Origin of the sequence: Parahaliea mediterranea, from assembly GCF_017255185.1 — a bacterium.
Taxonomy (GTDB): Bacteria; Pseudomonadota; Gammaproteobacteria; order Pseudomonadales; family Halieaceae; genus JAFKCZ01.
The window spans coordinates 275901-301226 of record NZ_JAFKCZ010000007.1 but is presented as its reverse complement, the minus strand read 5'-3'; the positions used below and the strand labels follow the sequence as shown (position 1 = coordinate 301226).

Genomic DNA, 25326 nt, shown 5'->3' with positions numbered 1-25326 from the left:
GCCGAGCCCCCTTCTTCACCCGCATACAGACACACGTGGAAAGACAATGTCGCTAAACCGAGAATCCGCCCTGCAAATCGCCCGGGTACTCACCGAGGCCCTGCCCTACATCCAGAACTTCAACGGCCGCACCGTGGTGGTGAAGTTCGGGGGCAACGCCATGGTGGACCCCCAGCTGCACGAGAGCTTCGCCCGCGACGTCGTGCTGATGAAACTGGTGGGCATGAACCCGGTGGTGGTACACGGCGGCGGCCCCCAGATCGGCAAGCTGCTGGAAAAACTCAACATCCACACCGAGTTCGTCAACGGCATGCGGGTCACCGACGCCGAGACCATGGACGTGGTGGAGATGGTGCTGGGGGGCAGCGTCAACAAGGAGATTGTCGCCTCTATCAGCCGCAGCGGCGGCAAGGCCATCGGCGTGACGGGCAAGGACGGCGGCCTGATTCGCGCGCGCAAGCTGAAAGTCAATCGCTACAGCCCGGAACTGGGCGCCTCGGAGATCGTCGACATCGGCCATGTCGGCGAGGTCGAGCATATCGACATCGGCGTGCTGAATGTCATCCTCGACAGCGACTTCATCCCGGTGATCGCCCCGATCGGCGTGGACGCCGAGGGCAACACCTACAATATCAACGCCGACCTGGTCGCCGGCAAGATCGCCCAGGTGATGCGCGCCGAGAAACTGATGTTGCTGACCAATGTTTCCGGCCTGATGGACCGTGAGGACAAGGTACTCACCGGCCTCAGCACCGGCGAGGTGGACGCACTGATCGCCGACGGCACCATCAGCGGCGGCATGCTGCCCAAAATCGGCTGCGCCCTGGACGCGGTGAAAGCGGGCGTGTCCAGCGCCCATATCATCGACGGCCGGGTCCCCCACGCGGTATTGCTGGAAATCTTCACCGACGAGGGCATCGGCACCCTGATCTCCAACCGCGATAGCTGAGTTTATCGGCGCGCGATGGAAAAAAGCCCGCCAAGGCGGCCGGCGTTATTGCAGGGGCAGGTGGTTACCGCTAGCATTACCGGCATCGGGTTCCGACTGTGAGCGCAATGTCTCCCAAAAAATCACAACGCCGGCAGCAGATTCTCGAGGCGCTGGCCCAAATGCTGGAGGCCAACCCGGGCAACCGGATTACCACGGCGGGCCTGGCGCGGCAGGTGGGGGTGTCGGAGGCCGCGCTCTACCGCCACTTCCCCAGTAAATCGAAGATGTTCGAGGGACTGATCGAGTTCATCGAGGACGCCCTGTTCAGCCGCATCGCCATCATTCTCAACGAGGAGACCACCGCGGCCGGCCGCTGCGAGAAGATGCTGACCCTGCTGCTGGCCTTTACCGAACGCAACCCCGGCATTACCCGCATCCTCACCGGCGACGCCCTCGCGGGTGAAACCGAGCGCCTGCACCATCGCGTGGCGCAGCTTTTCGACCGCTTCGAAACCCAGCTGAAACAGGTCATTCGCGAAGCGGAATTGCGCGAGGGGCTGCGCCCGGTCATCCCCCTGCCCGAGGCCGCCAACCTGCTGATGGCGGCGGCGGAAGGGCGCATTTCCCAGTTCGTGCGCAGCGGCTTCAGCCGCTCGCCCACCGAGGGCTGGCGGGATCAGTGGGCGCTGCTGGTCGGCGGGTTCTTCAGGGAAGCCGTGCCCAGGCCCATGGCCGGGCAAGCCAGCTCCTTCGCCGCGGCCGGGGAATAATCGCCGCTACTGAATATCACCGCGCTCTTTGCGACGGCGCAACTCCACCAGTGTCAGCAACTCCTTGAATCGCGCGATATCGTCGTCGAACGCAGCCGTGACTTTCTCGAGTTCGGCATGGCGAAGCTCGATGCTCTGCTCGGTGTTGAGTAACTCCTCGCGCATATCAGCCATTGCCTCGAGCTGCTTGTCATCGACTTTGCGGCCCTGCCGTTCAACGTCGGCGGCCTGGGCCTGCATCACTTCCATTTTCTGCTTCAGGCTGCCGCGATTGCTCTTGAGAATACTGATGCGGATACGCAACTGGCTGAGTGCGCGCTCCTTGGCGGCCTCGATGTCTTCGATGGTGCTGTAGCGCAGCAGCAGGTTTTCGTCGCGCTCCAGGGACCGCTTGCGGGCCTCGGCGGCTTCCACCTCCGCCCGCGACCGCTGCTCCCTGGCCGCGCGCTCCTCCGCGGTCATATTGCGGGGAACGACATCCAATACCACGCCCTTGCTGTTGATGACCTCGTAGCCATTGCCCACAAACTCGCTGGGCACGCGGTCATCAATGACCACATTGCCCTCGAGATTGGTATAACGATAGAGGCGTTTTTCCGCGGCGTGCGCGCCGGAGACACCGAGCAGCGCGCAGAGCAACAAGCGGGCAAAAAACGCGGGATCGAATTTCATGGCGCCAATATAAAACCTGGCCCCGAAGTAGACAAGCGGCGCCTCCCGGGGCGGCTTGTACACGGGACCGCCACCCGGGCCACCGCACCGGCCGGCGCGCGCCTCAATCAACGCCGTAGCGCGCCCGATAGGCCTTCATCGCGGCCAGGGCCTCGCCGGCATCGCCGCGGGACTCCAGGTACTCGATGATATGCGCCATATCGATGATGCTGAGCACCGGGATCCCGTGCTCGCGCTCGATTTCCTGTATTGCCGACAGCTCGCCCGCCCCCCGCTCCTGGCGATTGAGCCCGATGGCCACTCCCGCCAGCGTGGCGCCGGCGGCGTCGATCATCGCCATGACCTCCCGCACCGCGGTGCCGGCGGTGATCACGTCGTCGATCACCAGCACCCGACCCTCCAGGGGCGCCCCCACCAGTACGCCGCCCTCGCCGTGAGCCTTGGCTTCCTTGCGGTTGTAGGCGAAGGGCACGTCGCGGTCGTGCTGGTCGGCGAGCGCCACCGCGGTGGCCGCGGCCAGGGGAATCCCCTTGTAGGCGGGGCCGAGCAGGACATCGAACTCGACCCCGGCATCGACGATACGCTGGGCGTAGCAGCGCCCCAGGGCGGCCAGGGCGCGACCGCTGGCGAAGGCGCCGGCATTGAAGAAATAGGGGCTGACACGCCCGGACTTGAGCGTGAATTCGCCGAACCGGAGCACCTCATAGCGGCGCGCCAGGGCAATGAATTCGGACTGGTATGCTTGCATGGTCTACTGGGTCCTGTTGAGCCCGATGGGCGGATGCGGATTCCACCGGCCGGTATTTTGTTGTATAACTGCCGTGAACCCGAACGCCAGATAATAACAAGGCCTCAACCGCGAGGGGCCGCACGCCTGTCCGACTGGGACCACAGGTTGCCAGGTGACGAGGTATCTAACGGATACGCCGGCAAAGTGTTCTGAACCGGCAGGCTCAGGTATCATACACGCTCTCGTAACAAGGGGCCAAGAATGAGGATTATCAGCTTCAGCGCCGACGGCATCAAAAACGCTGCCGGTCGGGGGTTTTACGACTGGCTGAACGAACAGGATGCGGAGTTTATCTGCGTTCAGGATCTGCAGTGCAGCGAGTACGACCTGCAGGACGACCTGTACTTCCCCAAGGACTACAACGCGTATTTTTTTGACGACGTCAACGGCAAGGCCAATGGTGTCGCCATCTACTGCAAGCAGCTACCCAAGGCGATCATGACCGGACTGGGCTTCGCCGACTTCGACATGGAAGGCCGTTACATCCAGGCGGACTACGAGAACCTGAGCGTGGGCTGCCTGCTGGCACCCAGCGCGGAGCCGGGCAACGCCGAGCAGCTGGCGCGCAAGTCCGAGTTCTTCGAACTGCTGAAGAACCACCTGCTGAAAATACGCAACAAGCGGCGCGAGTTCATTTTCTGCGGCAACTGGCAAATCGCCCACACCGCGGCCGATGTCCAGGACACCGAGCGCAACAGCAATCGCCCCGGTTTCCTGGCGGAAGAACGCCAGTGGATGGACGAACTGCTGGAGTCCGGCTATGTGGACGCTTTCCGCGAGATCAACTCCGACCGGGACGAGTTCAGCTGGTGGCCGGACGGTGACCGCGAGGGCAACGGCTGGCGCACCGACTTCCAGATCGTGTCCAAGGGGCTCAAGTACAACGTCGACTACGGCGCGATCTACAAGGCGCGGGAATTTTCCAACCACGCGCCGATCATCATGGATTACGACATCGAGCTAAATGCTTAATTAGGCAAATCAATAGATATCCCTATCTATTGATTTGCACGCCCTCAGCCTTCCGCCAGGGCCTGGCGCTGTAGCGCGACCAGTTCGCGTACCCCCCCGGCCGCCAGGTCCAGCATCGCGTCCAGCGCCCCGCGGTCGAAGGCCGCGCCCTCCGCGGTGCCCTGCACCTCGAGAAAGCCGCCGTCCTCGCCCATGATGACGTTCATGTCGGTGTCGGCGGCGGAATCCTCCGGGTAGTCCAGGTCGAGTACCGGCACCCCCCGGTAGACCCCCACCGATACCGACGCCACCAATTGCAGCAGGGGGTCGTCGAGTATCTTCTTGCGCCGCTGCAGGTGGTTGATGGCGTCAACCAGGGCGACACAGGCCCCGGTGATCGACGCGGTTCGCGTGCCGCCGTCGGCCTGAATGACATCGCAGTCGATGGTGATGGTGTTTTCACCCAGCTTTTTCAGGTCCACCGCCCCGCGCAGGGAGCGGCCGATCAGGCGCTGGATCTCCACCGTGCGCCCGCCCTGCTTGCCGCGGGCCGCCTCGCGCCCCATGCGCGTGCCGGTGGAGCGGGGCAGCATGCCGTATTCGGCGGTCACCCAGCCGCTGCCCGTGCCGCGCAGGAAACGGGGCACCCCCTCCTCCACCGAGGCCGTGCAAATCACCTTGGTGTTGCCAAAGGCCACCAACACCGAGCCCTCCGCGTGGCAGGTATAGTTGCGGGTGATATTGACCTCGCGCAATTGATCGGGCGCGCGTCCACTCGGCCGCTGCATACGGATTCTCCTGGGTACTTTGAACGGGCGCACAGTATAAGGCAGCGGCCGGCGTGATGCAGGCGCGGCAAGCTGCTACACTCGAAGCCCACGCAACCTGCTCATATACGCCATGATTCACAGCATGACCGCCTTCGCCAGGGAGTCCCTGGCCACGGACCACGGCACGCTCGTTATCGAGTTGCGCTCGGTCAATCACCGCTACCTGGACTGCAGCTTCAAGATGCCCGATGCGCTGCGCGCACTGGAAGGCGGCTTTCGCGAGCAGGCCACCCGCGGTCTCTCGCGGGGCAAACTCGACTGCATGCTGCGCCTGCAACACCAGGCGTCGGCCCAGGGCGGCCCGCTGTCGGTGGACCAATCGCGCCTAGCGGAGGTTCTCGCCGCCGCCCGGGCCGTCGCCGACCAGCTCCCGGGGAGCCAGCCGCTGAACCCCCTCGAGGTGCTGCAGTTCCCCGGGGTCTGCGTCAGCCCGGAGGGCGCCGAGCAGGCCCTGCAGGTGGCGGCGGACGAGCTGTTCAAGCGGGCGCTGACCACCCTGCGCGACAATCGCGCCCGCGAGGGTAAAAAGCTCGCCGCCCTGGTACTGGAGCGCCTGGAGCAGGTGGAGAGCGAAGTCGCGCGCACCCGCGAGCACCTGCCCGCGCTGCTGCGCCAGCAGCGGGAACGGGTCGTGGCCCGCATCGAGGAGCTGGACACCGACGCCGACCCCGGGCGGCTGGAACAGGAACTGGTGTACATGGCGCAAAAAGCCGACGTCGACGAGGAGCTGGACCGGCTCGACGCGCACATCGGCGAAGTGCGGCGAACCCTGAAAAAAGGCGGCCCCTGCGGTCGTCGCCTCGACTTCCTGATGCAGGAATTCAACCGCGAGGCCAATACCCTGTCGTCCAAATCCACCGCCAGCAGCACCACCGCCAGCGCCGTGGAGCTCAAGGTCCTCATAGAGCAGATGCGGGAGCAGATCCAGAATATCGAGTGAAACCCCGGCCCGCGATGTCCCCTCCGCGCATCCGTCGCGTCATCGGTGGCCTGGGTGTCGCCCTGATCGCCTGGTGGCTGCCGCTGATCGCCCAGGCACTGTCGCCGGACATGCGCATCCACCAGTTCGAAAGCGCAATCTGGAGCATCCAGGACGGCCTGCCCCAGGTCACGGTACTCGCCACGGTGCAGGGCCCCGACGGCTATATCTGGGCCGGCACCCAGGCCGGCCTCAGCCGCTTCGACGGCACCCGCTTTGAACTGTTCGACCCCGACCGCTACCCCGCGCTGCCCACACGCCTGACCCGAACACTGTACGTGGACACCCGCGCCCGCCTGTGGGTGGGCACCCAGCGCGGGGCGGCCTACTGGCACGAAGGACAATTCCACGCCGTCGTCCCCGGCGACGGGCGCGCCATCGACGTCCTGCAGTTCGCCGAAACGGAAGATGGCGCGATCCTGATCGCATCCGGCAGCGGGCTGTGGCGGTGGCGAGGCGGCAAGCTCGAACAGCGGGACGACGACCCCCACGACCCCCTGTGGTCGGTTTTTCACCACGCTGGGGAAACCCTGGTGGGCGGCCGCGGGTACGCGGCGCGCCACAGGGACGGCCGCTGGCGGCGGGAGGCCCTGCCACCGGCGGCCAACGACGCCGTGATACGCGGCTTCGCGCGCTATGACGGGGGCATCTGGGCCGCTTCAAGCCGGGGCCTGCTGTACCGTGAACACGGCAAGTGGCGGCGCTTCGATGCCGACCCGGCACTGGGTCACGGCATCGTGGAGGTCATCTACCGGGATCGCGCGGACACCCTGTGGGTGGGTGTCAACGGCCAGTTGCTCCGCCTGCGGGGACGCCGCGTTATCGACCGCTTCGACGGCGGCAACCTGTTCATCGACGGCAACGTACTCTCCATCGCCGAGGATCACGAGGGCAACCTGTGGCTGGGCAGCCGGTCCTACGGCCTCTCGCGGTGGTGGGATGGCTACGCGCTGCGGTATTCCCGCCCCGAGGGGCTGCACCAGGCACTGACCTGGACACTGGCGCCGGACGACAGCGGCGACCTGTGGGTCGGTACCGCCGACGGCCTGGCGCGCTTCGCCCGGGGCCGCTTCGAGACCGTCGTGGCTGGCGCCCGGCAGCCACACCCCCACGCCTACAGCCTGCTGCCGGAACCGGACAGAATCTGGGTGGGCACACGTTCCGGCCTCTACTGGTGGTGGCGAGAGGAGCAGCGGGTCGAACGGCCCCGCGCCCTGTCGGCGCTCAACGGCTACCAGATCAACGCCATACTGCGCCGCGACGACGGCTACTGGCTGGGGAGCGATAGCGGCATCTGGCGCTGGGACGGACAGCGCCTGCAGCAACTGCTGCCCGCCGATACCAACAGCGACAACCAGACCCGCGTCCTGCTGGAGACCCGCGACGGCCGCCTGCTGGCCGGCACCCTGGGAGGCATCCTCGAATACCGGCCCGGCGAGGGCTTCCGGCGGCTGCCGGGCCTGACCCGGCGCCACGCCGTGCAGGCGATGCTGGAACTTGAAGACGGACGCCTGCTGGCCGGCACCCACAACGAAAAACTCCTGGTCCACCACCGGGGACAGTGGCGAAGCATCAGCGCCGCCGATGGCCTGCCCTCCAACGCCAGCTTTGCACTGCTCGAGCACGCCGGCCAGATTTGGGTCGCGGGCAACCGCGGCCTGTTCCGCATCCCCCGCGACAGCTTCGACGCCTTTCTCGACGGGGACGCCGGCTCCGTGCAAACCGAGATGATTCTCAGCGAGCGCGGCGACGTGGCGGGCGCCCAGATGACCCCCTGCTGCAACGGCGCGGGCAACGCGCGAGCCGCACTGCTGGAAGATGCCATGTGGTTCCCGACCCGCGACGGTATCGTCAAGGTGCACACCGACCGCATCCAGCGCAACCCGCACCCGCCGCGCCTGCGCATCGATCGCGCGCGCTTCGACGGGCAGTGGCGGGCGGCGGGTCGCCACCAGCCGCTGCGCCTGGCCAGCGACCAGCGCGATCTCGACATCGGTTTTACCGCCCTGAGCTTCCAGGACCCCGGCAGCGTGCGCATGGAATACCGGCTGCAGGGCTACCAGGACGCCTGGCAGCCCCTCGACGACCCCCTGCGACGAGTGGCCTACTACACCAACCTGCCCCCGGGGGAGCTGCGCTTCGAAATCCGCGGCAGCAACAATGTCGGCGTGTGGTCGCCGGAACCCGCGACGCTGCCGATCCATATCGCACCCCGCTGGTACGAAACCGCGGTGGCTCGCGGCCTCGCGGGGGCCGGTACGCTGCTGGCGCTAGCCGCCGCCTTCCGCCTCAATACCCGGCGCATGGCAAGCCGGGAAAAACAATTGAGCCGGCTGGTCGCCGAGCGCACCGAGGAGCTGCGGGTCGCCAATACCCACTTGCGGGAATACAGCCGGCAGCTGAAAACGACCAGTCTGACGGACCCCCTGACAGGCCTGTGGAACCGGCGCTACTTCAACGAGCATATCGTGCCGGAACTGCGCGCATTCCAGCAGCGGCAGCTGGCCGGGCACGGCGCGCCAGGCAGCTGCATGCTGGTCGCGCTACTCGACATCGACCTGTTCAAGCGCATCAACGACCAGTTCGGCCACGATGGCGGCGACCAGATTCTCACCCGCTTCGCCGACTGCCTGCGCGCGCTGGTGCACCCCCGCGATCACGTGCTGCGCTGGGGTGGCGAGGAGTTCATGATTGTCTTCCAGGCCCTGCCCGAGGGCGAGATGACCGGCATTGCGCAGCGCATCATCCGCTCGCTACGGCAGCGATCCTTCTTCCTGGACAGCGGCCGCGAGGTAAAATTGACCTGCTCCGTCGGCCTGTCGCGCTTTCCCCCGGCCCGGGGCGACGGCGAGGCGGGCGCCTGGGAGCAGGCCGTCGCCCTGGCCGACAAGGCCCTTTACCAGGTCAAGCACTCGGGTCGCGACGACTGGTGCCTGGTGGAGACGCGGGCGCCCCTGGCGAATCGCCTGGACGACGACCTGGAAACACTGGAAGCCGCCGGACTGGTCCGCATCCGACGGGGCGGCCCAGCACCGGCGGCATGAGGCGCGCGGTATCCGCGCGGAGCATGACACCCCACCCGGGTATCCGGGTACAATAGCCTTTTCCCCCAACACAGGACCAGCATGCCCCATGAGCGGAAAAGGCACTCTCTACACGGTTTCGGCCCCCAGCGGCGCGGGCAAGACCAGCCTGGTCAAGGCCCTGGTGGAGAGTAGCGAGCGGCTGCGGGTGTCGGTGTCCCACACCACCCGCGCGATTCGCCCGGGGGAACGCGACGGCGTGAACTACCACTTCGTCGACGAACCGGCCTTTACCGCAATGCTGGGTGAGAGCGCCTTCCTCGAACACGCCCGGGTGTTCGGCAACCTCTACGGCACCTCGCAGGCCTGGGTGGAACAGCAGCTGGCGGAAGGCACCGACGTGGTCCTGGAAATCGACTGGCAGGGAGCGGCCCAGGTCAAGCACCTGCTGCCCGAGACCATCGCCATCTTTATCCTGCCGCCATCCCGGGAGGCCCTGGAACAGCGCCTGGTCGGCCGGGGACAGGACGAGCGGACCATCATCGAGTCGCGCATGGCGCAGGCGGTGGAGGAGATGTCCCACTACATTGAGTCGGACTTCCTGGTGGTCAACAACGACTTCGACCTGGCGCTGGCGGAGTTGCGCGCCATCATTACCTGCCAGCGCCTGCGCACCCCCCGGCAGGCGGCGGAGCTCGACGGCATGCTCGCCGACCTGCTGCGCTAGCGGCGGGCGGCATTATTCACCCTCCCGGCGGGCTGGACGCCCCCCCGGGGCAATGCGGTATACTAGGCGGTCCCCCGGCGCGGCACAGCCGCCCGGCCAGAACAGAGATGAGAGAGTGGAGAGACGAGTCCCCGCGCCGATGGCGCTGGCAGGGTCCCGCAATCGCTCTCCACACGACTCAATCCAATTTGAGACAAATTGATCCGCGGCCCGGAACGCACTCCCGGCGTCGCACTGCATGGGAAAGTAACGACGCATGGCACGCATAACCGTTGAAGATTGCCTGGAACACGTAGCCAACCGCTTTGAACTGGTGATGGTCGCCAGCAAGCGGGCCCGGCAACTGGCCACCGGCGGCAAGGATCCACTGGTGGAGGAAGAGTCCGACAAGCCCACCGTGATCGCCCTGCGCGAGATCGCCGAGAGCCTGATTACCCCGGACATCCTGAGCCGCGAGGACGAACTGGACGCGGAAGAGGAACTGGCCGAGGTCATGGAGGCCAGCGAGTCGGTGTAATCGCGAGCGGCATCCCTGGTAGCCAACGCGTCTCCCCCTATGCAAACCATTGATGCCCTCGATTCCACTCTACGCAGCTACCTGGACCAGGAGCAGACCCGCCTGGTCCGCCGCGCCTACTACTTCGCCGAACAGGCCCATCACGGCCAGCTGCGCCGCAGCGGCGAGCCCTATGTGACCCACCCCCTGGCGGTCGCCGCCATCCTCGCCGACATGCACATGGACCACCAGAGCCTGATGGCCGCCATGCTGCACGACGTGATCGAGGACACCGGTATCGACAAGTCGGCGATCAGCAATCAGTTCGGCGCCACCGTGGCGGAACTGGTGGACGGGGTGAGCAAACTCACGCAGATGGAGTTCGATTCGCTGGCGGAAAAGCAGGCGGAGAACTTCCAGAAAATGGCCCTTGCCATGGCCCGGGACATCCGCGTGATCCTGGTGAAGCTGGCCGACCGCCTGCACAACATGCGCACCCTGGGCGTGCTGCGGCCCGACAAGGCCCGGCGCATCGCCCGCGAAACCCTGGATATCTACGCCCCCATCGCCATGCGCCTGGGGATGAACACCGTGCGCATGGAATTCGAGGACCTGGGCTTTCGCGCCCTGCACCCGATGCGCGCCAGCCGCATCGAGGCCGCCCGCCGCGCCTCCCGCGGCCACCGCACGGAGCTGGTGGACAAGATCCGCCACCAGATCGAGGCCGCCCTGGAGCAGGAGGGCCACGACGTCGAGGTAATCGGCCGCGAAAAACACCTCTACTCCATCTACAAGAAAATGAAATCCAAGAAGAAATCCTTCTCGGAGATCATGGACATCTACGCCTTCCGCATCATCGTCGACTCGGTGGACACCTGCTACCGGGTGCTCGGCTGCGTGCACAGCCTGTACAAGCCGGTGCCGGGGGAGTTCAAGGACTACATCGCCATTCCCAAGGCCAACGGCTACCAGTCCCTGCACACGGTGCTGATGGGCATGCACGGCGTGCCCATCGAAATCCAGATCCGCACCCTGGAAATGGAGGAGATGGCCAACAACGGCATCGCCGCCCACTGGCTGTACAAGAGCGAGGGCCAGAGCGCCAACGCCAGCCACGCCCGGGCGCGGGAATGGGTGAAGGGCCTGCTGGAAATGCAGCAGCGGGCGGGCAACTCCCTGGAGTTCATCGAAAGCGTCAAGATCGACCTGTTCCCGGACGAAATCTACGTGTTCACCCCCAAGGGCGGCATTCTCGAGCTGCCCCGGGGCGCCACCGCCGTGGACTTCGCCTACGCGGTACACACCGATGTCGGCAACAGCTGCGTGGCCTGCCGCATCAACCGCCGCCTGGCGCCACTGTCGGAACCCCTGCAGAGCGGGCAGACGGTGGAGATCCTCACCGCCCCGGGAGCGCGGCCCAACCCCAGCTGGTTCAACTACGCGGTGACCGCCAAGGCGCGCACCAATATTCGCCACTTCCTCAAGCACCAGACCCGGGACGACTCCGTGGCCCTGGGACGGCGCCTGCTGGACAAGGCCCTGGTGCTGTTCGACACCAGCCTGGAGCAGTTGCCCGGGGAGCAGGTGGGGGACTACCTGGCCCGGCACGACTACAACGCGCTGGATGACTTGCTGGACGATATCGCCCGCGGCAACCGCCTGCCGCCGATCACCGCCCAGCAGCTGCTGGGAGAGGCCAGCAAGGCGCAGCCGACCCCCGACAGCAAGTACTCGCAGCCGGTGGCCATCCGCGGCACCGAGGGCTTCATGGTCAGCTACGCCAAATGCTGCCACCCTATCCCCGGGGATCCCATCGAGGGCTATCTCAGCTCGGAAAAGGGCGTGGTGGTGCACCGGGAATCCTGCAAGAACCTGGCGGAAATGCGCGAGAACCGCGAGCGCCTGGTGGCCCTGCGCTGGGACGACAAGGTCGAGGGCGAATACCTGACCCACCTGCGGGTCGAGGTGGAGAACCGCCGCGGCATGATCGCGGTGCTGGCCACCCGCATCAACAGCATGGGCGTCAACATCGAGCGCATCTCCACCGAGGACAAGGACTACCAGTTCACCTACGTCGACCTGGAGTTGCTGGTCGACAGCCGGGTACACCTGGCCAGCATCATGAAACGCCTGCGCGCGGTGAGTTCCGTGCGCCGCGTTATCCGCCTCAAGAACTAATCGCTATCAGGAGCACACCGTGAGCAATCGAGCCATTATCTCCACACCGGAGGCCCCGCAGGCCATCGGCCCCTACTCGCAGGCGGTCAAGGTGGGCAATACCGTGTGGCTCTCGGGCCAGATTCCCCTGGTACCGGACACCATGGAGCTGATCGACGGCGATATCACGGCCCAGGCCGAGCAGGTGTTTCGCAACCTGGCGGCCGTCGCCGAGGCCGCCGGCGGCGACCTCAACAAGGCGGTGAAACTGAACATCTCGCTCACCGACATGAACGACTTCGCCGCCGTGAACGAGGTCATGACCGGCTTCCTGCAGCAGCCCTACCCCGCCCGCGCCTGCGTGCAAGTGGCGGGCCTGCCCAAGGGCGTGGCGATCGAGGTGGAGGCCATCCTCGCGATTTGAGGGGGCCTGCCGTGACCCGTCTCGCAGCGGGGCGCGGGGCCAGGACAAACACCCTCGCCAGTGTTATTCACCCCCCGCGCGGGCGGCCATGACCGCCTCGTAGCCGCTGCGATAATCCGGATACATAAGCCGGTACCCGCTCTCCACCAAGGCGCGATTGCGGCAGCGCTTGTGCCCCGAAGGCGGCGGCCGCTCGGCGCGGACCGTCACGCCCAGCGCGGCGGCCAGCCACTGCTCCACCTCGTGCTGGGGCGCCGGGCAGTCGTCCACCACGTTGTAGACCGTCCGCAGCTCCTCCCCGCGCTCCACGGCCCGAAGCAGGTGCCACATGAATCCCGCCACATCGTCGCGGTGAATACGGTTACTGTAATGCAGGGGCCGTGGCGCGCAGATCTCGCCCGCCGCGATCCGCGACAGCAGCCGGCCCCGCGGACTGCCATAGATGCCGGCGCAACGCAGCACGGCGGCGCGGTGCCCGGAATCGAGCAGCGCCTGCTCGGCGTCGACAATGGCGCGGGCCGCGGGGGCTTCCCGCGCCAGCGCGCCCCCCTCGTCCACCCAGTGGCCCGCGCGTTCGGCGTAGACCCGGGTGCTCGAGACCATCAACACCGCGCGGGGACGATGGGCCCCCAGGCCTCCCAGCAAACCTTGCATGGCGTCGACAAAACCCCGGCGATAGCCGTCGCCGTCGCGGCCGGCGGGCTTCAGGGTGGCCACCAGGTAGTCCGGCGCCAGCTCCTCCAGCACCGCGAGACTGCCGGGCCGGGTGTAATCCACCTCCAGGCCCTTCACCTCCAGGTCCTTCATCTCCAGGCGCCGCGCCATCGCGGGCAAGTCATCCGGATGGCGCCGGAGTCCCACCACCCGCCAGCCTGCAGGCAGGCGGCCGGCCAGGCGCAGGCCGAGATCCCCGCAGCCGACAACACACAGGGATCGCGGGCGGTTTTGGCGTTCAACAGCGGCAGACACTCTCGTTACACTCCTGTTCCAGGTAGACTCATGGCATGGCACTATGCGGCCCCCGGGCCGCGGCGAATACTATGACCTTATCAGTACCCAGTCAGCATGTGGACCGCGTTCGACGCGGCGGGACCGGGCTGCCCGCGTGATGAGCGGCGTTCTGGCCGACCGGCCACTCGAGAGCCTCCGGGGCGTGGGGCCCAAGCTGGCGCAAAAACTCCGCGACTACGGCGTGGGACAGGTGGAGGACCTGCTGTTCCACCTGCCGCTGCGCTACCAGGACCGCACACGGGTAACGCCCATCGCCGCCCTGCAGGCCCAGGTCGAGGCGGTGGTGGAGGGCGAAGTCCGCGCCGCGGATATCGTGTTCGGGCGCCGCCGCAGCCTGGTGGCACGCCTGCAGGACGGCAGCGGCACGGTGACCCTGCGCTTCTTCCACTTTACCGCCGCGCAGAAGAACAACCTCAAACCCGGCGCCCGGCTGCGCTGTTTCGGCGCCCCCCGCCGCGGCCGCGGCGGCCTGGAAATCTACCACCCGGAGTACCGCCACTGCGAGCCGGGAGAGTCCGCGGTCGAGGAACGGCTGACTCCCATCTATCCCACCACCGACGGCATCGGGCAGGCACAGTGGCGCAAGCTCTGCAGCCAGGCGCTGGCCCTGCTGGCTAGCGCGCGCCCGCTCGACCTGCTGCCGGCGCGCTACAACCAGGGCTTCGACCTGGTGGCGGCCCTGCACTACCTGCACACGCCGCCACCGGACGCCCCGCTGCAACTGCTGCAGGAGGGACGCCACCCGGCCCAGTTGCGCCTGGCACTGGAGGAGCTGGCCGCCCACCACCTCGCGCTGCTGCGCCTGCGTCGCCAGCAACAAAGCGTGAGCGCCCCCGCCCTGCCGCGGCGGCAGGCGGCGCACCGCGACCTGCTGCGGGCCCTGCCGTTCAAGCCCACCGCGGCCCAGCAGCGGGTCATGGGGGAGATCGCCGCCGACCTGGCGCAACGCACGCCCATGCTGCGCCTGCTGCAGGGCGATGTCGGCTCGGGCAAGACCCTGGTGGCGGCGGACGCCGCGCTGCAGGCAATCAGCAACGGCTACCAGGTGGCGGTGATGGCCCCCACCGAAATCCTGGCGGAGCAGCACCGGCAGAACTTCGCCACCTGGCTGGCCCCCCTGGGCATCGCCCCGGCGGTGTTGACCGGCAGGAGCAAGGGCAAGGCGCGGCGCGAAACCCTGGCGGCCCTCGCCGGCGGCGACACCCGGCTGCTGATCGGCACCCACGCCCTGTTCCAGGCCGATGTCGTCTTCCATCGCCTGGGACTGGTTATCGTGGATGAACAGCACCGCTTCGGCGTCCACCAGCGGCTGGCGCTGACCGAAAAGGCGGACGCCGCCTCCGGCCGCCCCCACCAACTGGTGATGACCGCCACCCCCATTCCCCGTACCCTGTCAATGGTGGCCTACGCCGACCTGGACTGCTCGGTGATCGACGAGCTGCCGCCGGGACGACAGGCGGTGACCACCGTATTGATCGACGCCGCCCGCCGGGACCAGGTGGTGGCGCGGGTGGCGACGGCCTGCGCCGAGGGCCGCCAGGCCTACTGGGTCTGCACCCTGGTGGAGGAGAGCGACGTACTCCAGGCCCAGGCCGCCGAGTCCACCGCGGCGGAGCTGGCGGAAGCCCTGCCCGCGCTGCGCATCGGCCTGATTCACGGCCGCCTGCCGGCGCGGGACAAGGAGGCGGTGATGGCCGCGTTCAAGGCCGGCGAGCTGTCACTGCTGGTGGCCACCACGGTGATCGAGGTGGGTGTTGACGTGCCCAACGCCAGCCTGATGGTGATCGAGAACCCCGAGCGCCTGGGCCTGGCCCAGCTGCATCAATTGCGCGGGCGCGTGGGACGCGGCAGCGCCGCCAGCCACTGCGTGCTGCTGTACCAGTCGCCGCTGTCGCAGCAGGGCAAGCGGCGCCTAACGGCCATGCGCGAAAGCAATGACGGCTTCTACATCGCCGAGCAGGACCTGGCGCTGCGCGGGCCGGGGGAAGTGTTGGGTACGCGCCAAACCGGGGATATGAACTTCCGCATCGCCGACCTCACACTGCACGACGACCTGCTGGAGCAGGCGCGCGAGACCGGGGAGCTGATTGCCGAAAATCCCCTGGCGGAAGAACAGTTGGTGCGGCGCTGGACCGGGGAGAAACAGCGCTTCGCCAGCGTGTGACGCGGGGTGGACACGGTCCACCCCGCGAACGACGGGAGCCCCCGATCAGGCCAGGATGGCCGGCAATTCCTTCTGCAGCGCCAGCTTGGCCTTGGTGGCCTCGCCGGTCAACGCAAAGCCCAGCAGATTGCCCGCGGCGTCGCGGAACTCAGCCTGCACATCGTTGCCCTGGGCCTGCACAGTCCACTCGCCCTGGGCGCCCGGCGCCGGCGGCGCCACCACCACCGGGCAGGCGGGGGTCTTGATGGTTACCGGCATGGCGGGATAGCTCACCTCGGTGGGCTCGCCGGCCAGGGTCTTGCCCAGGGCCCGCGCCGCGGCCATCAGCGGCGCCACGTAGACCAGCACATGGCCGCCCACCTCGGCGCAGTCGCCCATGGCGTAGACGTTCGGGGCGCTGGTTTCCAGCAGGCGGTTGGTAACCACGCCGCGGTTGGTGTCGATACCCGAGGCCTGGGCCAGGGCGACCCGCGGGCGCACGCCCACCGCGGAAACCACCAGGTCGGCATCGATGGTCTCGCCGTTGTTCAGGGTCACGCGCACACCCTCCCCGGCGTGATTCACCTCGGTCACCAGCGGCCCGAAGTGGAATGTCGCGCCCTTGGACTCCAGCGCCGCCTGCACCGCCTTGCCCGCCTGTTCGGGCAGCAGGGTCGGCAGGCAGTGGCCCAGCGGATCGACGGCCTCGACCTCGAAACCGCCGTTGAGCAGATCGTTGGTGAACTCGCAGCCGATCAGGCCGCCGCCGATGATGCACACCTTCTTGACGCCGTTCTTTTCCACCGCGGAGCGGAAATCGTCGTAATCCAGCAGGTCGTTGACGGAATAGACTTTCTCCAGCGCGTCGCCGCCGATCGGTGGCTGGATGACCTCGGCGCCCACCGCCAGCACCAGCTTGCCATAGTGGATGGCGCTCTGGGCGTCGCCGACCTTGATCATCTGGTTGGCGGTGTCGATCTCGGCGACCCGGGTCATGGTCCACACGCTGGCCTTGAGCATCTTGGCCATGGAACCGGCATCCAACTGCGCCAGGTCATTGGCGGTGGTGTTCTTGGTGTAGCCGGTTGAGAGCATCGGCTTGGAGTAAGAGCGGCCGTCATCCGAAGTGATCAGGATCAGCGGGGTATCGCTGTCGTGCTTGCGGAACTCCTTGGCCACGCCATAGCCGGCCAGGCCGGTACCGATGATCACCACCGGCGCGTGTACCTTGTCGGCCACCGGCTCCTCGTGGTGGGGCACATCCTCGACCACTTCTTCTTCCAGCAGCTCGAAGTCTTCCTTGCCCACGCCGCAGTCGGGGCACAACCAGTCCTCGGGGACGTCCTCCCACTTGGTACCGGGTGCGATGCCATCGTCGGGCCAGCCCTCCTTCTCGTCATAGATCAGGCCACAGACAATGCATTCCCACTTACTCATACCCAAACTCGCTGTTATCGGTTGCTCTGGGACCGCCGGCGGGGCGATCCGCGGTGAAATAGAGACGCAACACTATAGGGCTGTATGAAAAATGTGCAAGCGTTTCAACGGGCGCCAATAACCGGGGCAGTTGAATTTGTCGACCTGAGGGGCATTTTCTGCGCCGGCTTGCGCCTCGCGGCGCCATGGCGCATGCTCGCCCTGCATTTTAGGTCAGAGTAGCCCCATGACCGGGACAATCCACCCCCAACACGCCGCCACCGAGCCCCGCTGGCGACCCGCGCCACACTTCGTCAACGCCGACCTGCCCGCCGCGACCCGCGCCTGGCTGCTGGATGACGGCTCCCTGACCGGGCGCCTGATCGCCAGCGGGACCGGGCGCTTCAGCGTCAATCGCCTGCGCCAGTGCTGGCAGACGCCGCGCCCCTCGGAACAGCGCCTGCTGGGGATTCCGCCCCGGCAGCGGGCGCTGGTGCGGGAGGTCACTCTGATGATCGACGCCACCCCCGTGGTGTTCGCCCGCAGCGTGTTCCCCGCCTCCAGCCTGACCGGGGAGTTGCGCCGCCTGCGCCAGCTGCGCAACCGGGCGCTGGGCGCGATCCTGTTTCGTTTTACGACCATGCACCGCAGCCCTTTCGAGGTCGCGCGCATGGCCGGCGACTGCGCCTATCTGCCGGATTTCCTGCACCAGCCGGAGCCGGCCTGGGGCCGGCGCTCCTGTTTCGACATCGGCGGCAAGCGCCTGCTGGTCAGCGAGGTGTTCCTGCGCCACTTCCGCCCCTGGCGCGCCCTGTTGCCGGTGCACCGCAGCCAGCGGGGCAAGGTCAGCGCTGCAATCCTGCGGCCAAAGCAGTAAGCTTTGACGCTGGACCCGCAAGCAGTAATGACATGACCGCGCTCGCCAAACCCCAGGCCTACCTGCAGCTGATGCGTTTCGACAAACCCATCGGCACCCTGCTCTTGCTGTGGCCCACCCTGTGGGCCCTGTGGCTGGCCGCCGACGGGCCGCCCGACCCCGGCCTGCTCGCCATCTTTGTGATCGGCACATTTCTCATGCGCTCGGCGGGCTGTATCGTCAACGACCTGGCGGATCGCAATCTCGACGGCGGCGTGCTGCGCACCCAGCAGCGGCCGCTGGTGACCGGCGCGGTCACGGTGACCGAGGCGCTGACCCTGTGCGGCCTGCTGTGCCTGGCCGCCTTCGGCCTGGTCCTGCTCACCAATCCCTTCACCGTGGCCCTGTCGCTCGCCGCGGTGGGCCTGACCGCCACCTACCCCTTCATGAAGCGCTATACCCACTGGCCGCAACTCGTGCTGGGAGCGGCCTTTTCCTGGGGCATTCCCATGGCTTTCGCCGCTCAGGGCGGCGACTTGCCGCCGGCGCTGTGGTGGCTGTTCGCCGCCAACCTCCTGTGGACCGTGGTTTTCGATACCCAGTACGCCATGGTCGACCGCGACGACGACCTCAGGATCGGCATCAAGTCCACCGCGGTGCTGTTCGGCCGCGCCGACCGCGCGCTGATCGCCCTGTTCCAGATCGCCTGCCTCACCTGCCTGCTGATGGCCGGGCGCGCCTTTGGACTCGGGCCCTGGTACTGGACCGCGCTGCTGGCGGCGGCGGGCCTGTTCATGTACCACCAGTGGCTGATCCGCGAGCGCGATCGCGAGGCCTGTTTCCGCGCCTTCCGGCACAACAACTGGTTTGGCCTGGTGGTGTTCGCGGGCATCGCCCTGCACTTCCTGCAAAACGCGCCGGGTCGCTGAGACGGGATGACAGACACCGCGCAGTACCGTGTCGAATTCATCACCAGCCTGGACCAGATCGCCCCGCAGGCCTGGCACGCAGTGACCGGCACCGACTACCCCTTCCTGCGGCACGAATTCCTGCACGGCCTGGAAACCAGCGGTTGCACCACCGCCGAGTCCGGCTGGCAGCCCTGCCACGCCCTGCTGCGCGATGGCGAGACCCTCGCCGCGGTACTGCCGATGTACCTGAAGTCCCACTCCTACGGCGAGTATGTCTTCGACTGGGCCTGGGCCGATGCCTGGCAGCGCGTGGGGCTCGACTACTACCCCAAACTGCTGTCGGCGATCCCCTTCACTCCGGCCACCGGGCCGCGGCTGTGCCGCGCGCCAGGCCTCGCGGCCGACGAGGCCTGGCCGCTGCTGCTACAGGGCATCCGGCAACTGGCGCGGCGGCGCCAGCTGTCATCGTGGCACCTGCTGTTTCCAGACCAGCAGACCGCCGACAACCTGTACGCGCTGGGCCTGCCCCGGCGCCTGGCAACACAGTTCCACTGGCTAAACCGGGGCTACGGCAGTTTTGACGACTTCCTGGCCACCTTCAGCAGCCGCAAGCGCAAGAACCTGCGCCGGGAGCGGGCGCGGGTGGCGGAACAGGGCATCGCCCTGCGACGCCTGCGCGGGGCGCAGATCACCCCCGCCCTGTGGCGGCAATTCCACCGTTTCTACCAGCTGACCTACGCCAAGCGCAGCGGCCACGGCGGCTATCTCAGCCGCGAGTTTTTCACCGAGGTGGCGCCGGCGCTGGGCGAACAGGTGATGATGGCGGTGGCCGAACGCGAGGGAGAGGCGGTGGCCGCGGCCCTGTACTTCTGCTCCGACGACACCCTGTTCGGCCGCTATTGGGGCTGCGAACGGGAGTTCGACTGCCTGCACTTCGAGGCCTGCTACTACCAGGGCATCGAGTTCTGCATCGAGCAGGGCCTGTCGCGCTTCGATCCCGGGGCCCAGGGCGAACACAAAATCCAGCGCGGTTTCACCCCGGTCTATACCTACTCCAACCACTGGATCGCCGAGCCAGAACTAGCCGCGGCGGTGGCCGATTTTACCGAGCGCGAAACGGCACACGTTGAGCAATACCGGGCGCAAGCCGCGGAGTTGCTACCGTTCAAGCAAAACGGATAGGCCTTAGCCCCGCCGCCAGGCAATCAGACGGTTATTGGCCGGCATGGGATTGTCCTCCAGCAGCGTAAAACCCGCCCCCTGAGCCAGCGCATCCACCGCCTCGAAATCGCGAATCGCGCTGTCGGGGTGCTGCCGCGCGAGCCACTGGTCGAAGCGGGCGTTGCTGTCGCTGGTATAGCGGCCGCCGTAGTTGAAGGGCCCGTACACGCAGAGCACGGTTCCCGGCCCCGCGCGTCGCCCCAGCTCGGCGAAAAACTGCTGCACGGCACCGAAAGCCATGATGTGGAAACTGTTGGCGGTGAACACGCCGTCGTGCACCGCCAGTGGCCAGGGGTGCCGGCAGACGTCCAGCGCCGCCGGCGGCAACAGATTGCGTCCCCGGTAGGCGCCGCAGCGCGGCGCCAGCAGCGGCAGGTTGTCGGCGACATCGGTGGCTTGCCACACCAGGTGCGGCAGGTGTTCGGCAAACCAGGTGGCGTGCTGGCCGGTGCCCGCGCCGATTTCCAACACCTGCGTGACCTGGGCGAACAGGCGCCGCAGGTGTTCGAGAATCGGCCCCTTGTTGTTCTCGCAGGCCTGGGAGAAGGGCAGCGTGTCCATGTTCACCCCCGCATGTCGAAGTCGGCGAAGTCCGGCGAGCGCATGTGCCACCAATAGGCGAGAGTGGAACGCGGCCAGTTGTTCACCACCTTGCCGGCGGCGTTCTTGTACCAGCTTTCGCAGCTGGCCACCCACACCGTCCCGGCCAGCTTCTGCTGCATGTCGATATTGTAGTCGCGCATGACCTGGCGATTGACCTCCAGGCTGGACAGGTCGTGGCTCAGCAGTTTCTCAATGCAGGACACGCAGTAATTGACCTGTCGCTCCACCATGAAAATGATGGAGTTGCTGCCCAGGTTGGTGTTCGGCCCGTAGAGCATGAAGAAATTGGGAAAGCCCGATACGCAAACGCCACGGTAGGCCTCGGCGCCATCGCGCCAGGCATCGCGCAGATCGGCGCCACCCACGCCCCGGAAGGTCACGCCGGACAGCATGTCGCTGGTGCGAAAACCGGTGCCGTAGATGATGACGTCTACCTCGCGCTCGCGGCCGTCTGCGGACTGGACACCACCGGTATCGATACCCGTGATCGGCGAGGTCACCAGTTCGACGTTGTCGCGGGTAAAGGCCTGGAAAAAGTTATCCGAAACCAGCAGGCGCTTACAGCCGGCCGGGTAATCGGGGGTCAGTTTGGCGCGCAGGTCCGGGTCGCTGATTTGGCTCTCGAGATATTTGCGACAGCCGCGCTCAAACAACTTGCGCAGCCAGCCCCGGGCGCGCAGCACCCCCAGGAATATCGATTCGCCGCGCAGGAAGGTGCCCAGCCGGTGCAGCTTCTGCAGCCAGGGATAACGCGCGAAGCGGCGCTGTTCGGCCGCGCCGTAGGCCCGGTCATTGCGCTCGATGACGTAATTGGCACTGCGCTGGTAGACATACAGCTGTTCGGCCTGTTCCGCGACGGGGGGAATGAACTGCAGCGCGCTGGCGGCGGTGCCGATGATTGCCACCCGCTTGCCGCGCAGGTCGAGCTCGTGGTTCCAGCGCGCCGAATGAAAGGCAGTGCCGCCAAAGGTCTCGCGGCCGGGAAAGTCCGGGATATGCGGCAGGTTGAGCTGGCCCAGCCCGCTGACCAGGGCCCGGGCCTCCAGGGTCCCGCCGCCTTCCAGCTGTATCACCCACAGCCCGCGCGCCTCGTCGAAGGCGGCCTCGGCCACGGCGGTGTTCAGGCGCAGGCGCGGGCGCAGGCCGTACTTGTCGGCGCAGTGTTCGAAGTAGGCGCGAATCTCGTCGTGGGGCGAGAATTTCCGCGACCACCAGGGATTGGGCTCAAAGGAATAGCTGTAGAGCACCGAGGGCACGTCGCAACAGGCCCCCGGGTAGGTATTGTCGTACCAGGTACCGCCGACGCCGGCGGATTTCTCCAGGATCACAAAGTCGTCGATGCCGCGCTCGCGCAGCCGGATACCCATGCACAGGCCCGACATGCCCGCCCCGATGATCGCCACGCTCAAGGGCTTGTCGCTCATGATCCCTCCTCAGCTTTTATTGTCTGTTGTCGTGGGCCGCAATCGCCTATCACCGTGGACCGGGCGCCCCTGTGCCGGGCGCCCCTGTGCCGGGCGCCCCTAAGCCGGGCGCCCCTAAGCCGGGCGCCCCTAAGCCGGGCGCCCCTATCCAGCCGGCTGGTCCCGGGTAAACACCAGTTCCCGGGCGCTGGACTCCTGCGCATTGTAGCGGTAGCCATCGACCCGGAATTTCTTCAGCTCGGCCACATTGTCCAGTTCCCGCTCGATGATGTAGCGGGCCATCTGGCCACGGGCTTTTTTAGCAAAGAAACTGATGACCTTGTACCTGTCATTTTTGAGGTCCTTGAACACCGGGGTGACGATGTCGGCCTCCAGCTGGCCGGGCTTCACCGCGCGGAAATACTCGTTGGAGGCCAGGTTGACCAGCACCGGCGAACCCGACTTGGCCAGCTCGCGATTCAACAAAGCGGTGATATCCTCGCCCCAGAATTCGTAGAGATTCCTGCCGCCGCTATTGGCGAACTTCAATCCCATTTCCAAGCGGTAGGGTTGCATCAGGTCCAGGGGCCGCAGCAGGCCGTAAAGCCCGGAGAGAATGCGCAGGTGCTTCTGGGCGAAGGCCAGCTGGGCGCTGTCCAGGCTGTCGGCGTCCAGGCCGGTATAGACGTCGCCGCGAAAGGCCAATACCGCCTGCTTGGCGTTGTCCTTGGTAAAGGGCGTGGACCAGTTCATGAACCGGGCGTGGTTGAGCTCGGCGATTTTTTCACTCACCCCCATCAGTTCGCGAATATCGTCCGGCGACAGGGCGCGCGCATCATCCACCAGGGTAGCGGCGCGCTCGAGGAACTGGGGCTGGGTGGCTTTGCGGGTGTGGGGCGGCGTGTCGAAATCCAGCGTCTTGGCCGGTGAGATAACTGTGAGCATGAATCCTCGTCCGGGGTGGGCGGCTCTGGGTGGGCATTCGCGCGATGCATCCAGCGGAGCGATCGGACTGGCCACCGAAGGGATTTTTCACGCACGTGCAACGGCTATGATACTCTGCGCCCCACGGTTTCAAAAGACCAATAACAGATGTCCCCACTGCGCCCGATTATCCGCGCCATCGACAATTTCACCGACTACAGCGGCCGCGCCCTGGCCTGGCTGGCGGTCGCCATGGCATTGCTGACAACCCTGGTGGTGCTGCTGCGCTACGGCCTGAACATGGGTTCAATTGCCGCCCAGGAAGCCATCACCTATATGCACGGCACGCTTTTCACCCTCGGCGCGGCCTATACCCTGCGTCACGACGGCCATGTGCGCGTCGACATTTTCTACCGCAGATTCACGCCCCGCACCCGCGCCTGGATCAACAGCCTGGGGGGCATCGTGTTCCTGCTCCCGCTGTGCGTGTTCCTCTGCGGTGTCAGCTGGAATTACGTCGCCGAGTCCTGGAGCATTCGCGAGAGCTCCCCGGAGCCGGGGGGGATTCCCGCGGTATTCCTGCTCAAGAGCCTGCTACCGCTGATGGCCGCCACCCTGTTTTTACAGGCCCTGGCGGAGACCCTGCGCAACACCGAACTGCTACTGCGCGGGGACCGTTGATGGAGGCCTACATTTCCCTGGTGATGTTCGCCGTGGTGTGCCTGGCGTTGATGCTGGGCTACCCGGTGGCGTTCACCCTGGCGGGCACCGCGCTGGCCTTTGCCGCGGGGGGCATTATCGGCGGCGTGTTCGACCCCGCCTTTCTGTCCGCCCTGCCGGGCCGCCTGTTCGGCACCATCGGCAACACCACGCTGATCGCGGTGCCACTGTTCATATTCATGGGCGTGATCCTGGAAAAATCACGGGTCGCGGAGGAATTGCTCACCAGCATGGCGCGGGTTTTCGGCCGTGCCCGGGGCGGCCTGGGCATCTCGGTCATCGTGGTGGGCATGCTGCTCGCGGCCAGCACCGGAATTGTCGGCGCCACCGTGGTCACCATGGGCCTGCTCTCCCTGCCCAGCATGCTGCGCGGCGGCTACAGCCCGACGCTGGCCGCCGGCACCATTTGCGCCACCGGCACGCTCGGCCAGATCATCCCGCCCTCCATCGCCCTGGTGCTGCTTGGCGACGTGCTCTCCAATGCCTACCAACAGGCGCAGTTGAGCATGAACATCTACAACCCCAAGACGGTATCGGTGGGCGATTTGTTCATCGGCGCCCTGATTCCCGGCCTGCTGCTGGTGCTGCTGTACATCCTGTACCTGCTGTTACACGCCTGGCTGCGCCCCGCCAGCGCGCCGCCGGCGCGGGAAGAGCCGCTGCCCCTGCGCCAGCTGTTCAGCGGCCTGTTGCCGCCGCTGGCCCTGATCACCGTGGTGCTGGGTTCCATTCTCGCCGGCGCCGCCACTCCGACCGAAGCCGCGGGCGTGGGCGCCACGGGGGCCCTGCTGCTGGCCTGCGCCAAACGGCAGATGAGCCTGGCGCGCCTGCGGGAAGTGGCGCTGAACACCATGCAGGTCACCTGCATGGTGTTCATGATCCTGATCGGCGCGGCGGTATTCTCGCTGGTGTTTCGCGGCTTTGGCGGCGAGGAGCTGATCCACGGCTTTTTCACCCAGCTGCCGGGGGGCGCGCTGGGCGCGACCCTGGTGGTGATGGCGATCATCTTCCTGCTGGGCTTTATCCTGGACTTTATCGAGATCACCTTCGTGGTGGTGCCGATCGTGGGGCCCATCCTGCTGGCCATGGGCCTGGACCCCATCTGGCTGGGCATCATGATCGCCCTCAACCTGCAGACCTCCTTCCTCACCCCGCCCTTCGGCTTCGCTCTGTTCTACCTGCGCGGGGTGGCGCCGGATTCACTGGCCACGGGAGCTATCTACCGGGGGGTCGTTCCCTTTATAATCATCCAGTTGCTGGTACTGGCCGCCCTGTGGGTATGGCCGGCGCTGGCCACCTGGCTGCCCGCGCAGCTGGCGAAATAACTAACAATCACGCAACACGCATTAGGACAACCGGGCCACTACG

At 66.6% G+C, this 25326-nt stretch carries 23 protein-coding genes; 15 read left to right on the top strand and 8 right to left on the bottom strand.

What is annotated here, in order from left to right:
* Positions 1-46: 46 nt before the first annotated feature.
* Positions 47-949 (top strand): acetylglutamate kinase, encoded by a 903-nt coding sequence (gene argB / locus JYP50_RS11670; RefSeq protein WP_206560694.1) that lies wholly within the window; start codon positions 47-49, stop codon positions 947-949.
* A 107-nt stretch (positions 950-1056) separates the two neighbouring features.
* On the top strand, positions 1057-1701 hold the full coding sequence (gene slmA / locus JYP50_RS11665; RefSeq protein WP_206560693.1) for a nucleoid occlusion factor SlmA: 645 nt from the start codon (positions 1057-1059) through the stop codon (positions 1699-1701).
* Positions 1702-1707: 6 nt separating this feature from the next.
* On the opposite strand, the gene JYP50_RS11660 is transcribed toward slmA, so the two are convergent.
* Both JYP50_RS11660 and pyrE read right to left on the bottom strand, forming a co-directional pair.
* Positions 1708-2436 carry a hypothetical protein gene (locus JYP50_RS11660; protein WP_347136773.1) on the bottom strand — a complete coding sequence of 243 codons (729 nt, stop codon included), beginning with the start codon at positions 2434-2436 and terminating at the stop codon, positions 1708-1710.
* Positions 2437-2476: 40 nt separating this feature from the next.
* Positions 2477-3121: an orotate phosphoribosyltransferase gene (gene pyrE, locus JYP50_RS11655; RefSeq protein WP_206560692.1), complete on the bottom strand. Its 645-nt coding sequence runs from the start codon at positions 3119-3121 to the stop codon at positions 2477-2479.
* Between the two features lie 243 nt (positions 3122-3364).
* Between pyrE and JYP50_RS11650 the strand changes: the two genes are divergently transcribed.
* Positions 3365-4135, top strand: a complete 771-nt coding sequence (locus tag JYP50_RS11650) for an exodeoxyribonuclease III (RefSeq protein ID WP_206560691.1) — start codon at positions 3365-3367, stop codon at positions 4133-4135.
* Positions 4136-4179: 44 nt separating this feature from the next.
* On the opposite strand, the gene rph is transcribed toward JYP50_RS11650, so the two are convergent.
* Positions 4180-4902, bottom strand: a complete 723-nt coding sequence (rph, locus tag JYP50_RS11645; RefSeq protein ID WP_206560690.1) for a ribonuclease PH — start codon at positions 4900-4902, stop codon at positions 4180-4182.
* Between the two features lie 124 nt (positions 4903-5026).
* Between rph and JYP50_RS11640 the strand changes: the two genes are divergently transcribed.
* The 6 genes from JYP50_RS11640 to JYP50_RS11615 all read left to right on the top strand — a co-directional run bounded on the left by JYP50_RS11640 (position 5027) and on the right by JYP50_RS11615 (position 12750).
* Positions 5027-5884 (top strand): YicC/YloC family endoribonuclease, encoded by an 858-nt coding sequence (locus JYP50_RS11640; RefSeq protein ID WP_206560689.1) that lies wholly within the window; start codon positions 5027-5029, stop codon positions 5882-5884.
* Entirely contained in the window at positions 5881-8967 is a 3087-nt protein-coding gene (locus JYP50_RS22160; RefSeq protein ID WP_206560688.1) for a diguanylate cyclase domain-containing protein, read from the top strand. Before JYP50_RS11640 ends, JYP50_RS22160 begins: the two co-directional genes overlap by 4 nt.
* Positions 8968-9055: 88 nt before the next feature.
* Positions 9056-9673, top strand: a complete 618-nt coding sequence (gene gmk / locus JYP50_RS11630; protein WP_206560687.1) for a guanylate kinase — start codon at positions 9056-9058, stop codon at positions 9671-9673.
* A gap of 256 nt (positions 9674-9929) precedes the next feature.
* A complete protein-coding gene (rpoZ, locus tag JYP50_RS11625) occupies positions 9930-10190 on the top strand; it encodes a DNA-directed RNA polymerase subunit omega (protein WP_206560686.1) in 261 nt (86 codons plus the stop codon).
* A 39-nt stretch (positions 10191-10229) separates the two neighbouring features.
* Positions 10230-12347 (top strand): bifunctional GTP diphosphokinase/guanosine-3',5'-bis pyrophosphate 3'-pyrophosphohydrolase, encoded by a 2118-nt coding sequence (gene spoT, locus JYP50_RS11620; protein WP_206560685.1) that lies wholly within the window; start codon positions 10230-10232, stop codon positions 12345-12347.
* Between the two features lie 19 nt (positions 12348-12366).
* Positions 12367-12750 (top strand): Rid family detoxifying hydrolase, encoded by a 384-nt coding sequence (locus tag JYP50_RS11615; RefSeq protein WP_206560684.1) that lies wholly within the window; start codon positions 12367-12369, stop codon positions 12748-12750.
* 63 nt (positions 12751-12813) lie between these two features.
* Here the strand turns inward: JYP50_RS11615 and JYP50_RS11610 are convergent, their stop codons facing one another.
* On the bottom strand, positions 12814-13719 hold the full coding sequence (locus tag JYP50_RS11610; RefSeq protein WP_206560683.1) for an epimerase: 906 nt from the start codon (positions 13717-13719) through the stop codon (positions 12814-12816).
* 139 nt (positions 13720-13858) lie between these two features.
* Between JYP50_RS11610 and recG the strand changes: the two genes are divergently transcribed.
* Positions 13859-15925, top strand: coding sequence for an ATP-dependent DNA helicase RecG (gene recG / locus JYP50_RS11605; protein WP_206560682.1), 2067 nt, complete (start codon positions 13859-13861; stop codon positions 15923-15925).
* A gap of 45 nt (positions 15926-15970) precedes the next feature.
* Here the strand turns inward: recG and JYP50_RS11600 are convergent, their stop codons facing one another.
* On the bottom strand, positions 15971-17341 hold the full coding sequence (locus tag JYP50_RS11600; protein WP_206560681.1) for an FAD-dependent oxidoreductase: 1371 nt from the start codon (positions 17339-17341) through the stop codon (positions 15971-15973).
* 226 nt (positions 17342-17567) lie between these two features.
* On the opposite strand from JYP50_RS11600, the gene JYP50_RS11595 reads away from it, so the two are divergent.
* Genes JYP50_RS11595 through JYP50_RS11585 form a run of 3 tightly spaced genes read left to right on the top strand, consistent with a single transcriptional unit; the run spans position 17568 to position 20269 of the window.
* A complete protein-coding gene (locus JYP50_RS11595) occupies positions 17568-18197 on the top strand; it encodes a chorismate--pyruvate lyase family protein (protein WP_206560680.1) in 630 nt (209 codons plus the stop codon).
* A gap of 32 nt (positions 18198-18229) precedes the next feature.
* Entirely contained in the window at positions 18230-19105 is an 876-nt protein-coding gene (gene ubiA / locus JYP50_RS11590; RefSeq protein WP_206560679.1) for a 4-hydroxybenzoate octaprenyltransferase, read from the top strand.
* Between the two features lie 6 nt (positions 19106-19111).
* Positions 19112-20269: a GNAT family N-acetyltransferase gene (locus JYP50_RS11585; RefSeq protein WP_206560678.1), complete on the top strand. Its 1158-nt coding sequence runs from the start codon at positions 19112-19114 to the stop codon at positions 20267-20269.
* Positions 20270-20272: 3 nt separating this feature from the next.
* Here the strand turns inward: JYP50_RS11585 and JYP50_RS11580 are convergent, their stop codons facing one another.
* The 3 genes from JYP50_RS11580 to yaaA all read right to left on the bottom strand — a co-directional run bounded on the left by JYP50_RS11580 (position 20273) and on the right by yaaA (position 23259).
* Positions 20273-20869, bottom strand: coding sequence for a DUF938 domain-containing protein (locus JYP50_RS11580; RefSeq protein WP_206560677.1), 597 nt, complete (start codon positions 20867-20869; stop codon positions 20273-20275).
* A gap of 2 nt (positions 20870-20871) precedes the next feature.
* Positions 20872-22335 (bottom strand): flavin-containing monooxygenase, encoded by a 1464-nt coding sequence (locus JYP50_RS11575; RefSeq protein WP_206560676.1) that lies wholly within the window; start codon positions 22333-22335, stop codon positions 20872-20874.
* Positions 22336-22479: 144 nt separating this feature from the next.
* On the bottom strand, positions 22480-23259 hold the full coding sequence (gene yaaA, locus JYP50_RS11570) for a peroxide stress protein YaaA (protein WP_206560675.1): 780 nt from the start codon (positions 23257-23259) through the stop codon (positions 22480-22482).
* 147 nt (positions 23260-23406) lie between these two features.
* On the opposite strand from yaaA, the gene JYP50_RS11565 reads away from it, so the two are divergent.
* Complete coding sequence (locus JYP50_RS11565) at positions 23407-23919, top strand: TRAP transporter small permease subunit (protein WP_206560674.1); 513 nt, start codon at positions 23407-23409, stop codon at positions 23917-23919.
* Positions 23919-25283, top strand: coding sequence for a TRAP transporter large permease (locus tag JYP50_RS11560; protein ID WP_206560673.1), 1365 nt, complete (start codon positions 23919-23921; stop codon positions 25281-25283). Before JYP50_RS11565 ends, JYP50_RS11560 begins: the two co-directional genes overlap by 1 nt.
* The last annotated feature ends 43 nt before the right edge of the window (positions 25284-25326 follow it).